Origin of the sequence: Helicobacter pylori (assembly GCF_002832345.1) — a bacterium.
GTDB classification, from domain to species: Bacteria; Campylobacterota; Campylobacteria; order Campylobacterales; family Helicobacteraceae; genus Helicobacter; species Helicobacter pylori_CP.
Genome location: NZ_PHLZ01000003.1, coordinates 51363 through 69869 on the forward strand (window position 1 = coordinate 51363; position 18507 = coordinate 69869).

Sequence of the window (18507 nt, forward strand, 5' to 3'; positions counted from 1 at the left end):
TATTAGTCGCCTTTAGCGGTCGCTATCAAGCGCCCTTTGGAGTGAGAAATGATTTCCACTTTTACAAGCTCGCCCGGATTTCTTTTTTCTTTACACGCTACTTCAATGAATTTCCCCGTATCGCTGCGCCCTTCAAAACCCACGATTTGATCATCCATTTCACGCCTGTTTTCCACCAACACCACATGCGTTTTACCCACTTCCAACTTGGCTTTTTCTTCTAAAATTTCTTTGTGCCTGTTTTGCAACCTCTCTAGCCTTGAAGATGAAACTTCTAAGGGCACTCTTTCTTTCCAAGCTCCCGCTTCAGTGAAAGGGCGTGGGGAGTAAATGAAACTATAGAGCGTGTCAAAGCGCACTTTTTCTAGCACTTCCATCGTGTCTTCAAAATCCTTATCGCTCTCATTAGGAAAGCCTACGATAATATCCGTGCTAATGCCCACTTCAGGCACTAAGGCTTTTAACCTCTCCACCCGATTTAAAAACCACTCTTTACTATAACCTCTTCGCATCATCTTTAACACTGCGCTAGATCCGCTCTGTAAGGGCATGTGGATACTCTTACACACTTTAGGGTTTTTGGCAAAGCGCTCTAAAAATGCATCATTCATGTGCAAGGGGTGAGGCGAAGTGAATCGTATCCTTTCAATGCCTTGAATTTCGCTCAATTTATCCAACAAATCGCTAAAATCCACTTTCGCATGCTCGCTGCTGAAACGCGCGCCGTAATTATTCACATTCTGCCCTAAAAGCATGAGCTCTTTAGTGCCGTTATCCGCCAATTTCTCAGCTTCTTTTAAAATCAAATCCATAGGGATAGAAATTTCTTTCCCCCTAGTGTGCGGGACGATGCAATAAGCGCATTTCTTATCGCAGCCTATAGAGATGTTTAGTAACGATCGGATTTGAGCCTTTTTTTCAAAAAATTCAAACGCATACGCGCTTTCATCATAATCAATCGCCACTTCAACCGCTTTTTCTTTATGGATGATTTGAGAGATTTTAGACACATTCCTAGCCCCTAACACAAAGCTCACGCTCGGGGCTTTTTTCAAAATATCCGCTCCCATGTGGCTTGCGGTGCACCCGCAAACCCCAATTTTGGCGTTGGGTTTTTTGATTTTAGCGAATTGACCGATTTCTGAAAACAATTTCCGTTCGGGTTTTTCACGCACGCTACAAGTGTTGATTAAAATCAAATCCGCTGTTTTAGGGTCGCTAGTCTCTTTATAGTCTAGTTTGGACAACTCGCTCAATAAATGCTCGCTATCCCTAGAATTCATCGCACAACCCATGGTTTCAATATAAACTTTCAATACAAGCCTTTAAATAATGTGCAATTCATAAAGAAAATCTTTTTCATCAGTGCTGACCCTCACCTCATCTAAATAAGCCGTATGGCCTTTTTCTTTGAAAAAATCCACCGCTTTGAGCATGTCTTTATGGGCGTTTGTGGGGGCAAAATAGAAAATAGAACGCCTATCTTCACTAAATTTGTGGTACAAATCCTCTAATTCCACGCTCTTAGCGTCTGATTTTCTTGTATTCTTGGCTAAAACTAATTTCATTGACTCTTTCCTTAATTGATTTGGATTTCCCATTTTAACGCATTCTGTCTTTAAAACAAATTAGATCACCCTTTTCCCCCCTAAAAACAAGCGCTCCACTTCTTTAGCATGCAATAAAAATTGCAAAATCGCTTGCTCTTTGGTGAATTTTTCATTAAAACCAAACACGCTCAAATCCGCCCTTTTGTTGGCTTCTATCTCGCCATTATTCAAAGCTAAAGCTTTAGCCCCATGCCTAGTCGCCCCTAAAAGAGCGATCTTAGCTAATTCTAATAACGGCATGTTATGGGTGAGCAAAAACGCCCTTAATTCGTCTAAAAGGCTCAGCGAAATGTTAGAACTCAAGCCATCAGTGGCGACGCTCACGCTCAAACCGGCTTCTTTAGTTCTTTCTAAATCCAACGCTTTCCCGCTCAATAAGCGGTTAGAAAAGGGGCATGTGATTAAAAAAGCGTTTTTGACTTGAGATTTAACCCTTTTTAACACTTCCAAAGAAGCGAACTGGTTATGCACGAATAAAGTGTGCGTGTCTTTAAACATGTCAATGTAATCGTTCGCGCCCTCATAGAGCGATTTGAAATTAGACTCTTTTAAAAAATGCTGGTAAAAATTTTCAAACCACCCTTTAGAGTTTTCTACCCATTCTAATTCTTCAAACGATTCTAAAAAATGCGTAGAAAGCAGGCTTTGTGAATCTTTGGCTAATTGGATGACGCTTAAAGCCATGTCTTTTTGAACCGAATAAGGGGCATGCACAGCGAGAGCGGCTTTAAGCTTTTTGTCTTCTAAATCTTTTAGCTCTTTAAATTTGGCCTCAAACGCTTTTAGTTTTTCTAAAGAATAACTGCTCCCTAAAAACTCTAAAAACACGACAGCACTCAAGGGGCTTTCTTTTAACAAATTAACTTCTATCAGGTGGTTAGAAATCGCTCCCACGCTCCCCACCCCGCTTTTTAATTGCGTGCTGATGGCGTTTTGAATAGCCCCTTGGCAATTTTCTAAAATCGCCCCCCCATTGTTTAACACGCTCCCTAACCAGCCAGAAAAACTCCCGTAATCAAAACTCGCCTTGTTGTTGGAAAATTCAAAATGGGTGTGTGCGTTGATAAAAGCGGGCAACAGAACGGAATTTTCAAAAAACTGCGCCTTTAAGTGGGGGTATTTAAGCGTTAAACTTTGATAATCGCCTATTTCAACAATCTTTTCATCAAAGACTACGCCATAATCTTCTAACACTTCGCATTTTTCATTGCATAAAAAAACTAAAGACGCTCCTATGATTTCTTGCATGCATTCTCCTTAATAAATGTGGTTTGCCCATTTAAAATCATTCTTTGAACTTCGCCGTATAATTCTAAACCATAAAAGGGCGAATTTTGATTACTCACTCTTGTTTGAGCGTTTAAATCTACAATCATCAAATTGGCTAATTGGTTTTCTTTAACCTCGCCTGCATTGAGTTTTAAAAACTTCGCTTGGTTAATCGCCATGACTTTAATGAGCTGTTGGAGGCTGATAACCTTTTTTTGAACTAAAAAAGTGTAAGCCACGCTAAAAGCGTCCTCTATGCTCTCACACCCAAAAGCGCTTTCTTCAAAAAGCTGCGCGTTAGAATTTTTAGAAGCATGAAGGCTTGTGAGCATGGCGATTTCGTTATTTTTTAAGGCTTCTTTTAGGGCGTTTTGACCTTCCTTATCCCTTAAAGGAGGAGCGATTTTAAATCGTGGCTCATAATCTTCATACACGCTCTCATCTAAAACTAAATGGCTTAAGGGCGTTTGGGCTTGTAAACGCGCCCCTAAATCGTTAAAGGCTTTGATGAGTTTGAGCGTGGCGATGCTACTCACTTTATCTAAAAGCATGGGGATTTGTAACGCTCTAGAAACTTCCATGAAACGCACCAAGCGCGTGTTTTCAAACGCATTGTCTACAAAATTCTGCCCCAATTCATAGGCTAATGCCCCACTATTTAGGGTTTCAAAAGAATTTTCTAAAGAAATTAAAAGAGGCAAGTTGTAGGATTTGGCGTAGTGGCTGATGAGTTCTAAAAAAGCATCAGATGGCACGATTAAAATTTCCCCCCCTTTATTTTTAAGCGTGGCGATGTCGGCTAGTTGGTTGTTTTTGAGCGCCATGATATTTTTAATATCGCTTTGATCGCCATTGAAAACATTGAGTAACCCTACCCCCCCTTTAAAAGCCTTTTGTTTTAAATTTTCATAACCCTCTAAATCAGTAACGCTCAAATCAATGAAGCTTGGTAGCACGAATAAATCCCCACACTCAACCACTTCTTCATTATTAATAGGGCTTAAGTTTTCTTCAATCTCTGTAATGAGGGAATCTTTTAAGCGAATGTCCGCTCTTTTTAAAATCTCATCATCATAAAACGAAGCGTTTTTTAACAGCATCAAACCCTCCTAATTTTGTAAAAAGTTAGTCAGGCTTTCTAAAGAATTTGTCATGATCAATATCCCCATTAAAATAAGCACCAACCCCGAAACAATTTCAATCGCGCGGTTGTATTTCTTTAAGGATTTTAAAAATAAAAGCGCTCTTTCTAGCATTAAAGCCACCAATAAAAAAGGGATCGCCAAGCCCATTACAAACACCACCATAAGGATTAGACCATAAGTGTCCTTACTTGCGCTCATGATCACTATAGAAGTGAATATCGGCCCAATGCATGGCGTCCAGCCCAAAGCGAAACTCATGCCCAAAAGAAAGGGGTAAAAGCGTTGCATGCTATTAGATTTGCTCGCTAAACGAACGCTTTGAGTTTTATACAAAAATGAAAAACGAAACACGCCCAAAAAATGCAAACCAAAAAGGATCACAATCCCCCCAGCGATATAGTTCACCCAGGCAAACGAAAAGCTATGGATAAGCTTGGCCATAGACATGCCCACGCCCAAAAACACGAGCGAAAACCCTACCACAAACATCAAGGATTTTAAAAAAACCGAAACCCTTTTAGCCTTACCATCTTTAATATCCTCTAAAGAAATTTGAGAAATATAAGACATATACGCCGGGATCAAAGGCAACACGCAAGGGCTTAAAAAAGTTAAAATCCCAGCTAGAAGCGAAGTTAAAAGAGGCGCTGTGTCAAAGAGGTTAACAAGCATGTTATCAAACATCATTCAATCCTTTTTCAAAAATAACCATTTCTTGTTTTTTAGGATAACAAAACTTCACTTAATCTTAGGCACAATCTCGTTATTCTCTACCACAAATGCCACGCTGTCATTCTCTTTAATTTTATCCTCTAAAATGAGTTCAGCGAGCTTGTCTTCTACCATTTCATAGAGTGCGCGCTTTAAGGGTCTAGCACCATAAAATCTGTCAAATCCCGCTTCAGCGATCAATTCTTTTGCCTTTTCGTCTAGGGTTATATTAATGCCCCTTTCAAGCGCTTTTTTTTGAATGTTTTCAAAGAGTATCCCCACGATATTAATGATAGCATGACTATCTAGGGCGTTAAAGGAGATGATTTCATCTAAGCGGTTTAAAAATTCCGGCTTGAAAAATTGCCTCAAACTCTCTTTGATCGCTTTTTGTTTGTCGGCTTCACTCAAACTTTCTTCTAAAAGCGCGCCGCTAGCCACATTGCTGGTTAAAATCAAAATCGTGTTTTTGAAATCCACCCTCACGCCCTTACTATCGGTTAAATGCCCCTCATCTAAAACCTGCAACAAGAGGTTAAACACATCCGGATGGGCTTTTTCCACTTCATCTAATAACACCACGCTATAAGGCTTTCTGCGCACCGCTTCGGTCAATTGCCCGCCTTCTTCATAGCCCACATACCCAGGAGCGGCCCCAATAAGACGGCTTATAGAGTGCTTTTCCAAATATTCGCTCATGTCAATTCTTATAAGATTTTTATCGCTATCAAACAAGAATTGCGCCAAGGCTTTAGCGCTCTCAGTTTTACCCACGCCTGTTGGCCCTAAAAAGAGGAAACTCCCTATGGGTTTATTGCTATCGCTAAGCCCAGCCTTATTCCTTTTAATCGCTTTAGCGATCGCTTTGAGCGCTTTTTCTTGCCCCACCACCCTTTTTTGCAATTCGCTTTCAATGTTTAAAACCCTATTTTTTTCGCTTTGGAGCATTTTTTGGACCGGGATGTGCGTCCATTGGCTCACGATCTCAGCGATGTTGTTTTCGGTTAAAGCGTTTTGCAATAACGCCCCGTTTTGTTGCATCGCTTCCCATTTATGCTGCAATTCCTCTTCTTTCTTTTTATTTTCAGGGATTTTAGAGTATTCAATTTCACCCGCTTGCTGGTAATCTCCATTGCGTTTAAACCTCTCAGCCTCTTTTTTCAAATTTTCCATTTCCATTTTCAAGCGTGAAATTTCTTTAAACACTTCTTTTTCGTTTTCAAATTGCGCTTCTAATTGGATCTTTTCTTCTTTCAAATCGCTCAATTCTTTAAGGATTTCTTGCATGCGTTTGTGGTTGCTCTCTTTTTTTTCCATTTCAAGGGCTTGTTTTTCCATTTCCAGTCTTTGAATGGAACGCTTCACGCTAGAAAGTTTGGCCGGCTCTGATTCCATTTGCATTTTTAATTGAGCCGCCCCCTCATCAATCAAATCAATCGCTTTATCGGGTAAAAACCTGTCGGTGATATAACGGCTAGAGAGTTTAGCGCTCGCTATGAGCGCGGAGTCATTGATGGTGATATTATGGTGCGTTTCTAAAGTTTCTTTCAACCCCCTTAAAATCTGTAAAGCTTCATTGATGCTAGGCTCATTGAGTAAAATAGGTTGGAAACGCCTTTGTAGCGCCATGTCTTTTTCAAAATACTTGCGGTATTCTTTTAGAGTGGTCGCTCCAATCGTGTGCAATTCCCCCCTAGCGAGTGCGGGTTTTAAAATATTAGCCGCATCCATGCCCCCCTCACTAGCCCCAGCCCCTACAATCGTGTGGATTTCATCAATGAATAAAATCACATTCGCGCTTTTTTTAACTTCTTCAATCACCTTTTTCAGGCGCTCTTCAAACTCGCCTCTGTATTTCGCCCCAGCCACCAACAAGCTCAAATCTAAAGCGATAACTCGTTTGTTTAAAAGCGTTTTAGGCACCTCCTTATTCACAATGCGTTGAGCTAACCCCTCCACAACAGCCGTTTTCCCCACTCCAGGCTCGCCTAGTAAAATAGGGTTATTTTTTGTTTTTCTAATCAAAATTTGCATCATGCGAATGATTTCTTCATCTCTTCCGATCACGGGATCCAGCTTATTTTCTAGGGCTTTTTGCGTCAAATCAATGCCAAATTTTTCTAAACTTTCTAAATTGGAATCGTCGTTTTTATCCTGGATAGTCTTGCCTTTTCTTAAAGATTCTAAAGTTTTTTGCAATTCCTTAGTGTCTAAATAGGGCTTTAAAACGCTTTCAAAAAGGCTCATATTCGCCAAAAGATACACATCGGTAGCGATGAAAGAATCGCCCCTTTTAGCCATCAAGCCTTGAGCGTTTTCTAAACTTTGGATTAAAGCTTGGTTTAATTGGATATTTTGCTTGCTGATTTGTGAAACTTTAGCGAACTTATTCAGCTCGCTTTGAACGCTAAGTTTTAAAGCTTCAATATCCACAGGCATTTTTTGTAAGGCTTGAATGAGAATGCCTTGGGAGTTATTAAGCATGGCAAAAAGTGCATGTAAGGGCGTTACTTCAGCATTCTTATGGTGTAAGGCTAGAGCAATCGCGCTGTCTAAAGTCTCATGCAATTGGTCAGTCATTTTTTCAAATAAATTCATTATCAATCCTTTTTGAGTTTTAAAATCTTTACTATTTTACACTATTTTAACCCTCAAAGGTTTTTAAAACGCTCACACTAACGACAAACTCTCTAAAATACGCTTTTTAGACAATTCGCAATATTCTTTTTCAATCTCTAAACCCACGCTAAAACGCCCTAAAGCATTAGCCTCTAAAATAGTCGTGCCAGAGCCGCTAAAAGGATCAAAAATCGTGTCTTCCAAAAAAGAAAACAATTGGATGCAACGCCTGGGTAATTCCCTTGGGAATGGGGCTGGGTGCTTTAAGCGTTTTTTAGACTCTCCGCTAAAATTCCAAAGCCCGTTCGTGTAGAGTAAAAATTCCTCTCTACTCATCGTAGAAGTTTGTTTTTTTCGTTTGTATTCGTTTTTATAAAAAACAACAATCAATTCCACAGGAGCGATCGCATAGGGCGCGCTAGCTTGCAGCCAACTCCCCCAAGCGGTGCGTCTTGAGATATTGCTTTCATTCCAAATGATCGTATTTTGGTATTTCCAACCGCATTCTTTAGCCACTATAGTAATATCAGCCCCTAAACTTTGCTTGCCATGTTTATTCGTATCTAAAGGGACATTCAAGCACAATCTCGCCTACTCCTTACCCCAAAAATAACAATTTTTAAGCCAATTTTTACACCAATTCAAATAATCATCATAAGCCCTAAAATCATTACTCCCTTGGTATTCAATACTCAAATTATAGGGCGGTGAAGTAACGCACAAATCATAAAAACCTTTTTCAAAAGTCTCTAAAACGCTCGCATCGCCATGGTATAAATCCAATTTTTCTAAACTGAAATAAGGTTTCATAAAAGCCTTTTTAAATCTTCTATTAAATTTTCTATGCCCTTGATTTTAGAGCTTTGATCAAAATGGCTTTTGGCTAAATAAAGGCCGTCTAATTCATGCTCCATGACGATCCTAGCTTTTTTGGGCTTGTCTTTAAAACTGATTTCATCATCGTTATCCGGCGTTATCATGAAAACTTTAATGTGAGAAGTTACAGGCGATTGCAAAAGCTTTAATTTCCAATAAGGCGTCTCTGTAAAACGCTCTCTAAACGAATTTTTTACCGATAAAATCGCTAGAATTTTGATATTGTCCTTGTTGGTTTGATAAAGAATAATATCTCCATCAGGCAAAACGCTATACTCTCCAAAATGCACCAATAAAGCCCGTTTGACTCTATCCAACTCGCCATTAATGTGCTTAGCCCTTAAGATCTTATCGTTCGTCATTTTGACATTGTTTTTAATACAAAAATCTTTCAATAAAAGTTCTATGATTTTTTCTAACGCTCTTCCAACCGCACTGACAAAGCCTTGTCTGGCCAAAATACTAGCCTCTTCCTTGCTTTTATTTTGCTTGACATAATCGTTTATTTTATGGTTTAAGAAGCGTTCTTTTTCTTGCGCGTAAAAAACCTACAAAAACTTGTAAGGCTCAGGCTGTTCTCTCATAAAATCTTTAAAACGCTCTAAAATAATATCGGCTAAACTCAATCCAAACACCTTAATCCATAGAAATCCATCAAATTATAATACAAAACTTTTTTATAATGGCTGGCGTTTGAAACAAGCTATAATATTGACAGAGTTTAATCAAGGGTCAGATATGCAATTTTTAAATCAGTCTTTAGGATTTTTGGCCTTGATGCCAAAAGAAGCTCAAGCGATGAATTTTTAGAAATCAAACAAGTATCCTTTCAAAGTCAATTAATCAAAGAATTTGATTTTAAAATGAAACCCATTGATTTAAAAGAACAAGAGCTTATCAATCTTTTTAATCTCAAGTTTGGTCGTTTTTCTTGGGAAAATCATCTTGCATAAAGTTTTTATCATGGAAGCTTTGGAGTGTTTGAAAAGAATAGAAAAAGAAAGCATCCAAACTATCTATATAGACCCCCCTTATAACACTAAGAGTTCTAACTTTGAATATGAAGACGCTCATGCTGACTATGAAAAATGGATTAAAGAACATTTGATTTTAGCAAAAGCTGCGTTAAAACAAAGTGGTTGTCTTTTTATTTCTATAGATGATAATAAAATGGCTGAAGTTAAAATCATTGCCAATGAAATTTTTGGAACACGCAATTTTTTAGGCACTTTTATCACCAAACAAGCCACAAGGTCTAACGCTAAACACATCAATATTACCCATGAGTATGTTTTAAGCTACACCAAAAATAAAGCGTTCTCTCCTGGTTTTAAAATCTTACGAACGCTTTTGCCCATTTATGCTAAACCATTAAAAGATTTAATGCGAACGATTAAGAATGTTTTTAAACAAAAAGGACAAGCTCAAGCCCAACTTATCTTAAAAGAACAAATCAAAGAGTTATCTCAAAAAGAACATTTTAATTTTTTAAAAAATTATAATTTAGTGGATGAAAAAGGTGAGATTTATTTCGCTAAAGATTTATCCACGCCTTCACACCCACGCAGTGTAGCGATACAAGAAATCAATCTTTTTTAGAACCCGCTCGCTATTGTTTGGAGTTGGTGAATTTAGGGGTTTGTTAAGAGAATATTTAGGCGAGACAAACAAAGCAAAGTTATAGCAAGTAATGTTTTTTGGCTAAAGTTTTTGGTAGGAAGCCACTTAGCCATGAAAAATGCAATATCTTTAATCTATCGCTTCAAATCAATTGTTCAAAAAACACGCCACTTAGCACAAAATAAAAAAATCCTTGAATCAAGCCCAAGTTTGAGAATTATCGGCTTGAAGTGTTCTTTTTCTTACAATTTTTATCAATGTCAAAATCACACGCTTTTTGCATGTATTCTTCAGCCTTTTGTTTATCTTTTTCCACGCCTAACCCATACCGATAAGACTCTGACAACCCTTCATAAGCTCTAGAAGAACTCATATCAGCCGCCATTTTATAATAGACAATAGCCTTATCTTTGTCTGGCTCAATACCCAATTGATCATTCCCACTATAATAAATATCCCCTAAAAGGATATAAGCTTCTACATTACCCTTATGCATCGCTTTTCTAAAGCATTCTGCCGCTTTCACATAGTTGCCTGGAACGCCCCTACCCTCCATATACATGATGCCTAAGTTGATATAAGCGTTAGTATAGCCCTTCTCTATAGCTATTCTAAAATATTCCACGGCTTTCTTTTCATCTTTAGGCACACCCCTACCCTCTTTATACATCACGCCTAAATTGTTATACCCTCTAGGTATATCGTTATCAACCGCTTTTTGAAAATATTCAGCCGCTTTCTTGTAATCTTTAGGTACACCCCTACCATTTTCATACATGATCCCTAAAAGAACATAAGCAAGCGGTTCGCCATTTTTAATAGCGCTCTTATAAAAAGAAGCCGCCCGCTCATATTCCTTATTATTATAAGCTTCCTCCCCTTTATAAATAAAATTCCTTTTTTGTTCAAGGTGTTCTGCACCAAGAGTGCTAAACAAACACAAACCTACCAAACAAATCTTCAAGGTCAACTTGCTTGCGTATCCCATCGTTACTCCTCTGCTATTAATAAGATCAAACATCATGCCAATAGCTATTAATCTTAAAAAAGAAATTGCATGCGTTCTAGAACCAGCAAACATTCTCAAACTCCATTCTGCATACACCATTTTAGGTCTAATATCGTCTCTTGTAATGAGAAATTTTACACTATTTTTATGAATTTTAAAACTAATTTTAAGATTTTCTCGCTAAAAAAGTCCCCCCTCCCAAAACAATAAGGCTAAATAGGATTAAAATTCTTTCCTTGGATCCGTTGCCCCATAGAAAACGCTCCCTTTAGTTTTAGGCAAAACTTGGATCGCATTCACATCGCCCATGACCGGCTTGGTAACGATTTGATAGCCCATTTTAGTGAGGTTATCTTTCACATCAGCGGGCATGCCAAACTTTTCAATCCTTAATTCATCAGGGAGCCATTGCATGTGAAATCTTGGGGCTGAGACCGCTTCAGAAATATTCATGTTATAATCAATGACATTAGAAATCACTTGCAACACCGTAGTGATAATCCTAGACCCTCCAGGGCTTCCCACCACCAAAAAAACCTTATTGTTTTTCAACACAATCGTAGGCGACATGGAGCTTAAAGGGCGCTTATTGGCTTCAATCGCATTCGCATCGCCCCCTACTAAACCATAGAGATTGGGGTTTCCTGGTTTTATGGAAAAATCATCCATTTCATTGTTCAATAAAAATCCTGCCCCATCAATACTAGCAGCGCTCCCATAAGAAGCGTTAATGGTGTAAGTAACGCTGACTGCATTCCCCCACCTGTCCGCTACAGAATAATGCGTGGTGTTGCTCCCTTCATGCAACTGCCCCATTCCTGGTTTGATTTGAGAGCTTGGCGTAACCGTATCTGGCTGGATAGTGTCAAAAATCTTTTTGGCATACGCCTTATTAATCAATTTATCCACCGGCACCGAAACAAAATCAGCGTCTCCCATATAAACCGACCTGTCCGCATAAGCTTGACGCATCGCTTCTGCAGCGATATGGATATTCTTAGAAGCCCCATACCCAAGGGCGCTTAAATCCGCATTTTCCATGACATTTAAAATCTGGATCAAATGCGTGCCTCCCGAACTTGGTGGTGACATAGAAATGATCTTATACCCACGATAACTCCCTACCACGGGTTTGCGCCATTTCACATTGTAACTGGCTAAATCCTCTTTAGTGATAATCCCCCCATTTTTTTGCATATCTTTCTCAATAAGATCAGCGACTTGCCCTTGATAAAAGCCTTTAGCACCTAGCGTTTTGATTTGATTCAAAGTCTTGGCTAGATCTTTTTGGACAAACAAATCCCCTTCTTGATAATCAAGGTGTCCTTTTTTAAAAAAATACTTTTTGCTAGAACTGTATTTTAAAAACCGCTCCCTTGCTTCTTTTAAGGTTTCTGCTTGTCTTTGTGAAATCGCATAACCATTTTCAGCCAATTTAATGGCAGGATCAATGAGTTGCGATAGTTTTTTGGTGCCGTATTTTTTCAACATCGCTTCCATGCCCGCCACCGTTCCAGGAACCCCAGCCGCCAAATAGCCATATTCACTGAGTTTAGGGACTACATTGCCTTGCTTGTCTAAAAACATGTTCTTAGTGGCTTTTAAGGGTGCTTTTTCTCTAAAATCTAAGGCAACATTTTCACCATTAGCCAAATGGATAACCGCAAAACCTCCACCACCAATATTGCCTGCTGCAGGATGGACGACCGCTAGAGCAAAGCCAATCGCTACCGCCGCATCAATCGCATTACCCCCATCTTCTAAAACCTTTTGACCGATCTCACTAGCTAGCGGGTGGCTAGAAAGGGCTAAGCCTACTTTAGTGTTTTTAATGGGCGGGTAACTCGCCGCGCTCAAAGGGTTTAACAAACCCAAAGAGAGTGCTATCACGCCCAAGCCAATCGTCTTTAAAAAACTCCGTCTCATCTGTTTTCCTTTTAATCAGTTACGCTTAAAATTTCGTTGTTATTATAACACAAACTTTACAAAACACCCTCTCGCTTATAGCTTATAATTGCTATTAAGCATTATCGTTAATGAGTTTTAAAATAAATAGAGTTTAAAAAATAAGTTAAATAAGGCTTATTTGATCAAAACGCTATGGGTAGAAAAATTATTGTTTAATCCCCAACAGAGTGTCTATCATCCGATCAATAGCGGTAATGACCTTAGCGTTAGCGGCATAACCGCTTTGAAACTTGATCAAATTCACCATTTCTTCATCCACGCTCACTTGTGAAATAGAGAGTTGCTCTTTTTTAATGGTCTCCAACATGCTCTTTTTAGTGTCCAAAATACGCCCTGATTTTTCAGCGTCCGTGTTGATTTTACCGGTTAAAAATTGATAAAACTCGCTGATTTTCATTGGTTTAATGTCAAACTTGTCGTTATAAAAATCCACGCTGTCGTATTGCAATTGTTGCATCATGTTCGCCACATCAAAATTCCCGTTAATGGGAGCAAGCCATGGGCGGATAGCGGTAGGCTCTTTTTTGTATTCTTTATTCAAGCTGATATTGGAAGCGTCATCGCCTTGAAAAAAAGGGTTGAGTTTTAACGCTCCCATAAAATTCGTGCCGTTATCTTTCATGGAGACAAACAACCCTTGCGAAGCGTTTTTAGGCTGGATAACAAACTTTTTAGTCTCATTGTTAAAGCTCGCTGTGAAATAATCATCAAAATCGTTTTCGGTGTTATTGTCTTGATTGTCATCGGTGTTAGCGTTAATGGCTTGGATAATATCGTTCATGGTTGTAATGGGTGTGATAGCAATGGTTTTTCTGGCGATTTCTTTACCATCGGTGTTGTAAGCGATTAAATCAAACGAGCCGTTTTTGATATTGTAGTTCGTGTCTTTAAAGGCTTCATCGCTGTTAAACTCCACAGGTTCGCCTTCAATATGATGACTCGCGCTTTGAGCGTAAATCGCATTAGTGGATTCTATCAAACCCCTAGCAAAAGAATCCAACAAATCAATATAATCTTGCAATTTGCCCTTTAAAGTCCCGTTAGAGCCGTCATTATATACATTCAATAACGCCCCCACTTTCCCCTGATTGAGCTTGTCAGTAATATTAGTGAGCTTAAAATCATCGCTTTGAAAATAGATTTGGTTCAAACCCCCTTTATTTTCGGATTCTTTAACCACTAAAGGATGGAAAATAGAACCATCAATGATATTGAACCCATGCCCAATGTTAAGGTTATAGCTCTCATCAAAATCCGCTGAGTCTTTATCTGTGAGCGAATGGGTTTTAATGCTGCTTTTAAAAACATTCCCCCCTAAAAGCTCTCGCAAATGGAATTCCAACTCATCTCGCTTATCCCTTAACTCATTCGCATGCTTTAAACTCTTGTTGTTTTCCACTTCTTTAATGCGTTTGTTGATCTCAGCGATTTGAGAACCCAAGCTATTGACTTCTTTGATAACGCTTTTTAATTCTTCGCTCGCCTTGTGCTGTAAGGTCGTTAACCTCTCTCTGGTGTCTTTAATGTTGTGCGTTAAAGCTTCTGTTTTTTGAGCGAGAGCCTGTTTTTGAGCGGAGTCTTTGGCGTTTTTAGACAATTCTTTCCATGAGTTAAAATAATCTTGCAAATCCGTAAAAAGGCTCGCTTCATCAATGTCCGGAAAATACGCGCTCGCTTCTTTTAAATGCGAAAACTCTGTATCATAATAAGTGTTTTCGTAATTAGCTTTCGTGTAACGAGCAAAAACAAACTCATCATGCACCCTTTCAATGGCTTCTACATCCACGCCCATATTCACATTTTTAGTGCCATACATGTAAGCCGCTTGAGGCTTTGCAATCACGCGCTGACGGCTATAAAATTCATCGCTAGCGTTAGAAATATTATTCCCAGTAACATCCACCATGCTCTGATGGGCTTGTAGGCCCGTGTAAGAAGTGTTGAGTGAAGATAAGATTCCGCCCATTTTACGCCTGCACTCTTAAAAAATGACTCCCCACATGCCTAGAGCCTTTATAGTCGCAAGTGTCATGGGGGATGATTTGTTGGATGAGCGAAGAATAAAACTCAGAAACCGCAAACGCCATGCGCGAATAAATCAAGTTTTTTTCTTTCAAAGCAAGCAAGGACTCTCGCATTTGGTTTAAAAAATCGCTCGTTTTTTCGTCTAATAATTCACTCATTTCCTTATTAGGGAATTGGTTTTTTAAAGACAACATTTGCGCATCTATATTCGCTTTTTCTTTTTCAAAAGCTTGAATCGCTAGCTGTTTCTGATGGTTTCTTTCAAAAATTTCGGTGTGTTTAGCGAGCTTGATGTCTCTTATATCGCGCTCCGTTAAATCAATCAATTCTTTCAATTGGTTTAGCGCGTTTTCTAAATGAGAATGTAAAACGACCATAACAAATCCTTTAGCTCTTGTTTCAGTGATATTCAAGCAAATACTATGCCGTTTTAGTTTTATTATAAAGTTCAATTTCTTAAGGGGATAGGGGGTATTTTGAAATCATTTTCCCCTTAAAGCCCCCTTATTAAATCGCCTTTAACATTTGCTTAGCGATAGCAGCAATCACATTCACGCTCATCGCATTCCCTGCTTGGGATAATAAATGGCTTTCTTTAAAATGTGGATTATTTTTAATCTTAGCGATCAAATCCCTAGGAAATCCTTGTAAAAGCAGGCTTTCAACAGCGTTTAATCTTTTGATTTTGCCTTTTTGGGTATAAAACAAACCATGCCGAGAAGTCCTTAAAGTAGGAAAAACATTAAAATACAACCTTAAATCAGATTGTCTTGTGTCTAAAACGGCGTTTTCTAAAGTTAAAATATTCTCTAAAAAAACCCGGTTATGGTTGTATGGGTTGTGCAAGTATCTTTGGAAAGTAGCGTTACTCACATCCAAATAGCATTCATTATCAGCGTCTAAAAAATCGTTAAAACAATAATCATTGGCTAAACCTAAAGGGAAATTAAATGGGTGTTTCAAATCCTTCCTAAACCCTACGATATAAAGGCGTTCTCTCTTTTGGGCTAATTGGAAATCAGCGCTGTTTAAAATTTGATAATAAGTTGTATAGCCCGCTTCTTGCAAGGCTTTGATAATGGTTTTAAAAGTTTCTTGTTGCTTATGATTGATCAAGCCCTTAACGTTTTCAAGCAAGAAACATTTGGGCTGTTTGACTTTTAAGATACGAATAAGCCCATAAATAATCGTCCCTCTTTCATCTTCAAGCCCCTTCCTTTTGCCATTGATAGAAAAAGCCTGACAAGGAAACCCGCTAACCAAAACATCAAAATCGGGTAAATCATTAGGGTTGATCCGCATCAAATCCCCAAAATTATGGGTATCTTTAAAAAATAATTCATAAGTTCTAAGGGCTTCATGATTGATTTCTGCATGCCCTACGCATTTTAAATGGCATCGCTCCAAGCCCAAACGGCCTCCACCAATACCAGAGCAAAAATCCATAAAAGTTAAAATCCCCAACCAATCATTCCTAACACACGACTAAAAACACGCCCTATTTAAGAAAGCGACAAATCCATTCAAAACATAAAGAAACTAAAATTTAATGAAAAGCAAAATCATAGCAAGAACAAACCCCCTAGAAATGAAGCCGTTAAACCCCCTAGCTTATCCCCAATAAATCCTGTGCCATTTTGTGAGAAGTCTCATGCAAGTTGATTTTATACTGGTTATTTTCAATCGCTTTCTTGATCTCAGCTACCCTATCAAGAGCGGCCTCATTGTTTTCAACTTTTTCATTCTTTTCCACACGCTTGTAATTCCCCAAAGACTGCACCGGAGCAAGAGAAGAAACGGCATTGATCATTGTAAAATCCTTTAATTTGATATTCATTCCATTACAGCAAGTATCGGCAAAAAAGAAAAAAAGTTAATGGATTTTTGAAATCTGTTTTTGCAATTCCTTACCAAATTTCTTGGTGGTGGTGATGGGTTTTTTTCCGGTTTCTGCCACAGAGCCAAAAGATTGCGATTGCAAACTTTTAAACATAAAAAACATCAAAAAAATTAAAATATAACAAAACAAAAAAAAGCAAATGGTAGGGAACAGCCAATTCTTGAGGTTAGAACCATTCATGACCTTGCCTTTTAAATACTCCTATACCTTACTACCCATGCGAACATGAGCAACCACAACCCCCACCTTTCTTTTTGCCATGACCCCCATGACCGCCACAGCAACCTGTCCCACCGCCATGGTGTGAAGCTAAAATTTCTTCTTCGCTCACTTCCCTAAAACCTAAAACCTTGAAACGGAACGCTAAAGTTTTCCCGGCTAACGGGTGATTATAATCCACCATCACATGCGTGTTGCTAAAGTCTTTGATAATGGCTTGAATGGTTTGGTTGTCTTCAGTTTGCCCAAAAACGCTCATGCCTTTTTCTAATTCAATGCCTTCAAATTGATCTCTAGGGACTTCTTGCAAATAGCTGCTTTCATAAACCCCATAAGCTTCCTCTGGGGCGATGACAACCTCTTCCCACTCGCCAATTTGAGCCTTTAATACCGCCTTTTCTAACCCTGCTATGATTTGATTAGCACCTATAATAAACTCTAAAGGCTCTTTAGAAATATTGCTGTCTAGCACAACACTAGAGCCTTGTTCTCTCACTTCATATTCAATCAAAGCGGCTTGTTTGATTGACTCTAAATCATGGTTTTGCATGGTGGTGTTTCTCCTTGTTTTCTAAGATTTTTTGTGCCATTTTAGCTTGTTCGCTTGAAGGATACAAGTGCTGCAAAGTGTTTAAAAATTTATAATAGTTTTGATCGTCTTTGATTTTTTTAAACGACCATGCCGTATGCCACAAAAGCATAGGCATGTAAGACGCTTTTTTATTTAAAAGAGCGCTCTCTTTGTAATACTTGATCGCTTCTCTGTATCTCTTTTCTCCATAAGCCACTTCTCCAAGAACATAACGCACATAATAAAGTCTGTAACTATTGGCTTCTAACCACAACAAACGCTCTTTGGCTTCTGCATAGGATTTATTTTTAAAAAAAGACAGAGCTTCTTGAAAGATCTCTTTTTGCTTGGACAGATCTTTATCAAACTCAACTTTCGCCTTTTCTTGGGTTTTTTTCTCTTGATTTTTTGGGGCTTCGGCTTTTAAAGAGGGGTTTTTATTGGCCGGAACGCTTGATTTGAGCGGCTTTTCAGCTTTTTCCTCTTGTTCTTTTAGGGCTTTTTGGATTAAGGCGATTTGTGAAACCAAATCCTGGCTTAACTTAGTCAATAATTCGCTCATCTCTTTGTTTTGCTTGTCTAACTGCTGGATAGCTTGCTGGTTAGCGCGAATCTCATTCCTCAAATCCTCTAAAGTTTGCGATTGCTGCTTTAATGTATTGGCTTGCACTTCTTGCGAGGCTTTTAAGGCTCGCAAGGATTCTTCTTGGGAAAGGATAGCGTTATTGAGATCTTTAATCTTATTAGCCTGCCCCTCATAAACGCTTCTCAAACCCTCTTGAGCTTGAGTGTTAGCCTCTACTTGCGAATGGATTTTGGTCAAAATATTAGAAAAATTCTTGCTATTGACTTGCAACTGCTTGAGTTCTTTTTTAGTAGCTCCGCTTTGCAAATCAAACGCTGAAGGCTCCCCATTGAGAAAAAAGGGAGCGATAAAAGGGATAAAAAAAAGCCTTTTCATCCTA

15 protein-coding genes and 4 pseudogenes are annotated in these 18507 nt (G+C 38.7%); 2 read left to right on the forward strand and 17 right to left on the reverse strand.

The window, feature by feature from the left end; genetic code table 11:
* Positions 1-2 precede the first annotated feature (2 nt).
* From miaB to CXY28_RS01575, 8 genes and pseudogenes are all read right to left on the reverse strand, one after another.
* Positions 3-1316 carry a tRNA (N6-isopentenyl adenosine(37)-C2)-methylthiotransferase MiaB gene (gene miaB / locus CXY28_RS01540; protein ID WP_100979255.1) on the reverse strand — a complete coding sequence of 438 codons (1314 nt, stop codon included), beginning with the start codon at positions 1314-1316 and terminating at the stop codon, positions 3-5.
* Positions 1317-1325: 9 nt separating this feature from the next.
* Positions 1326-1568, reverse strand: a complete 243-nt coding sequence (locus CXY28_RS01545; protein ID WP_000780048.1) for a nuclease — start codon at positions 1566-1568, stop codon at positions 1326-1328.
* A 60-nt stretch (positions 1569-1628) separates the two neighbouring features.
* Entirely contained in the window at positions 1629-2858 is a 1230-nt protein-coding gene (mqnF, locus tag CXY28_RS01550) for an aminofutalosine deaminase family hydrolase (protein ID WP_015643906.1), read from the reverse strand.
* Positions 2843-3979 carry an amidohydrolase family protein gene (locus CXY28_RS01555; protein WP_100979256.1) on the reverse strand — a complete coding sequence of 379 codons (1137 nt, stop codon included), beginning with the start codon at positions 3977-3979 and terminating at the stop codon, positions 2843-2845. Before CXY28_RS01555 ends, mqnF begins: the two co-directional genes overlap by 16 nt.
* Before the next feature lie 9 nt (positions 3980-3988).
* Positions 3989-4708, reverse strand: a complete 720-nt coding sequence (locus tag CXY28_RS01560; RefSeq protein ID WP_181325436.1) for a cytochrome c biogenesis protein CcdA — start codon at positions 4706-4708, stop codon at positions 3989-3991.
* A 54-nt stretch (positions 4709-4762) separates the two neighbouring features.
* Positions 4763-7333: an ATP-dependent Clp protease ATP-binding subunit gene (locus tag CXY28_RS01565; RefSeq protein ID WP_100979257.1), complete on the reverse strand. Its 2571-nt coding sequence runs from the start codon at positions 7331-7333 to the stop codon at positions 4763-4765.
* Positions 7334-7405: 72 nt separating this feature from the next.
* Positions 7406-8164 (reverse strand): annotated as a pseudogene (locus CXY28_RS01570) (DNA-methyltransferase).
* Positions 8161-8856, reverse strand: a pseudogene (locus CXY28_RS01575) (BsaWI family type II restriction enzyme). The pseudogenes CXY28_RS01570 and CXY28_RS01575 overlap by 4 nt, the downstream one beginning before the upstream one ends.
* Before the next feature lie 85 nt (positions 8857-8941).
* Between CXY28_RS01575 and CXY28_RS08925 the strand changes: the two are divergent.
* A pseudogene (locus CXY28_RS08925) lies at positions 8942-9183 on the forward strand (hypothetical protein).
* Positions 9176-9826 (forward strand): annotated as a pseudogene (locus tag CXY28_RS01585) (site-specific DNA-methyltransferase); the annotation flags it as partial. The pseudogenes CXY28_RS08925 and CXY28_RS01585, both read left to right, overlap by 8 nt.
* A 241-nt stretch (positions 9827-10067) precedes the next feature.
* Here CXY28_RS01585 and CXY28_RS01590 read toward each other — a convergent pair.
* The 9 genes from CXY28_RS01590 to CXY28_RS01630 form a co-directional block, all read right to left on the reverse strand.
* Positions 10068-10838 (reverse strand): HP1117 family Sel1-like repeat protein, encoded by a 771-nt coding sequence (locus tag CXY28_RS01590; protein ID WP_100979258.1) that lies wholly within the window; start codon positions 10836-10838, stop codon positions 10068-10070.
* Positions 10839-11081: 243 nt separating this feature from the next.
* Positions 11082-12785 (reverse strand): gamma-glutamyltransferase, encoded by a 1704-nt coding sequence (gene ggt, locus CXY28_RS01595; protein WP_100979259.1) that lies wholly within the window; start codon positions 12783-12785, stop codon positions 11082-11084.
* 187 nt (positions 12786-12972) lie between these two features.
* Positions 12973-14793 (reverse strand): flagellar hook-associated protein FlgK, encoded by a 1821-nt coding sequence (flgK, locus tag CXY28_RS01600; RefSeq protein ID WP_001921025.1) that lies wholly within the window; start codon positions 14791-14793, stop codon positions 12973-12975.
* A 1-nt stretch (position 14794) separates the two neighbouring features.
* The gene (locus tag CXY28_RS01605; protein ID WP_100979260.1) at positions 14795-15229 is read right to left on the reverse strand and encodes a hypothetical protein; all 435 of its coding nucleotides are present in this window, start codon (positions 15227-15229) and stop codon (positions 14795-14797) included.
* Between the two features lie 130 nt (positions 15230-15359).
* Positions 15360-16316 carry a DNA cytosine methyltransferase gene (dcm, locus tag CXY28_RS01610; RefSeq protein WP_198542586.1) on the reverse strand — a complete coding sequence of 319 codons (957 nt, stop codon included), beginning with the start codon at positions 16314-16316 and terminating at the stop codon, positions 15360-15362.
* Between the two features lie 142 nt (positions 16317-16458).
* A complete protein-coding gene (locus tag CXY28_RS01615; protein ID WP_001864146.1) occupies positions 16459-16662 on the reverse strand; it encodes a flagellar biosynthesis anti-sigma factor FlgM in 204 nt (67 codons plus the stop codon).
* Positions 16663-16725: 63 nt separating this feature from the next.
* Positions 16726-16932 (reverse strand): hypothetical protein, encoded by a 207-nt coding sequence (locus CXY28_RS01620; RefSeq protein ID WP_001014529.1) that lies wholly within the window; start codon positions 16930-16932, stop codon positions 16726-16728.
* 31 nt (positions 16933-16963) lie between these two features.
* Positions 16964-17521 carry an FKBP-type peptidyl-prolyl cis-trans isomerase gene (locus CXY28_RS01625; protein ID WP_100979261.1) on the reverse strand — a complete coding sequence of 186 codons (558 nt, stop codon included), beginning with the start codon at positions 17519-17521 and terminating at the stop codon, positions 16964-16966.
* Positions 17508-18503 carry a hypothetical protein gene (locus CXY28_RS01630; RefSeq protein ID WP_100979262.1) on the reverse strand — a complete coding sequence of 332 codons (996 nt, stop codon included), beginning with the start codon at positions 18501-18503 and terminating at the stop codon, positions 17508-17510. The genes CXY28_RS01625 and CXY28_RS01630 overlap by 14 nt, the downstream gene beginning before the upstream one ends.
* Positions 18504-18507 lie beyond the last annotated feature (4 nt).

Excerpts from the sequence above, each read along its gene's own strand:
- CXY28_RS01555 (WP_100979256.1), bottom strand. The coding sequence starts at position 3,979 with ATGCTGTTAAAAAACGCTTCGTTTTATGATGATGAGATTTTAAAAAGA.
- ggt (WP_100979259.1), bottom strand. The coding sequence starts at position 12,785 with ATGAGACGGAGTTTTTTAAAGACGATTGGCTTGGGCGTGATAGCACTC.
- CXY28_RS01605 (WP_100979260.1), bottom strand. The coding sequence starts at position 15,229 with ATGGTCGTTTTACATTCTCATTTAGAAAACGCGCTAAACCAATTGAAA.
- CXY28_RS01590 (WP_100979258.1), bottom strand. The coding sequence starts at position 10,838 with ATGGGATACGCAAGCAAGTTGACCTTGAAGATTTGTTTGGTAGGTTTG.
- CXY28_RS01615 (WP_001864146.1), bottom strand. The coding sequence starts at position 16,662 with ATGATCAATGCCGTTTCTTCTCTTGCTCCGGTGCAGTCTTTGGGGAAT.
- CXY28_RS01630 (WP_100979262.1), bottom strand. The coding sequence starts at position 18,503 with ATGAAAAGGCTTTTTTTTATCCCTTTTATCGCTCCCTTTTTTCTCAAT.
- CXY28_RS01545 (WP_000780048.1), bottom strand. The coding sequence starts at position 1,568 with ATGAAATTAGTTTTAGCCAAGAATACAAGAAAATCAGACGCTAAGAGC.
- CXY28_RS01620 (WP_001014529.1), bottom strand. The coding sequence starts at position 16,932 with ATGAATGGTTCTAACCTCAAGAATTGGCTGTTCCCTACCATTTGCTTT.
- flgK (WP_001921025.1), bottom strand. The coding sequence starts at position 14,793 with ATGGGCGGAATCTTATCTTCACTCAACACTTCTTACACGGGCCTACAA.
- CXY28_RS01565 (WP_100979257.1), bottom strand. The coding sequence starts at position 7,333 with ATGAATTTATTTGAAAAAATGACTGACCAATTGCATGAGACTTTAGAC.
- mqnF (WP_015643906.1), bottom strand. The coding sequence starts at position 2,858 with ATGCAAGAAATCATAGGAGCGTCTTTAGTTTTTTTATGCAATGAAAAA.
- CXY28_RS01560 (WP_181325436.1), bottom strand. The coding sequence starts at position 4,708 with ATGTTTGATAACATGCTTGTTAACCTCTTTGACACAGCGCCTCTTTTA.
- CXY28_RS01625 (WP_100979261.1), bottom strand. The coding sequence starts at position 17,521 with ATGCAAAACCATGATTTAGAGTCAATCAAACAAGCCGCTTTGATTGAA.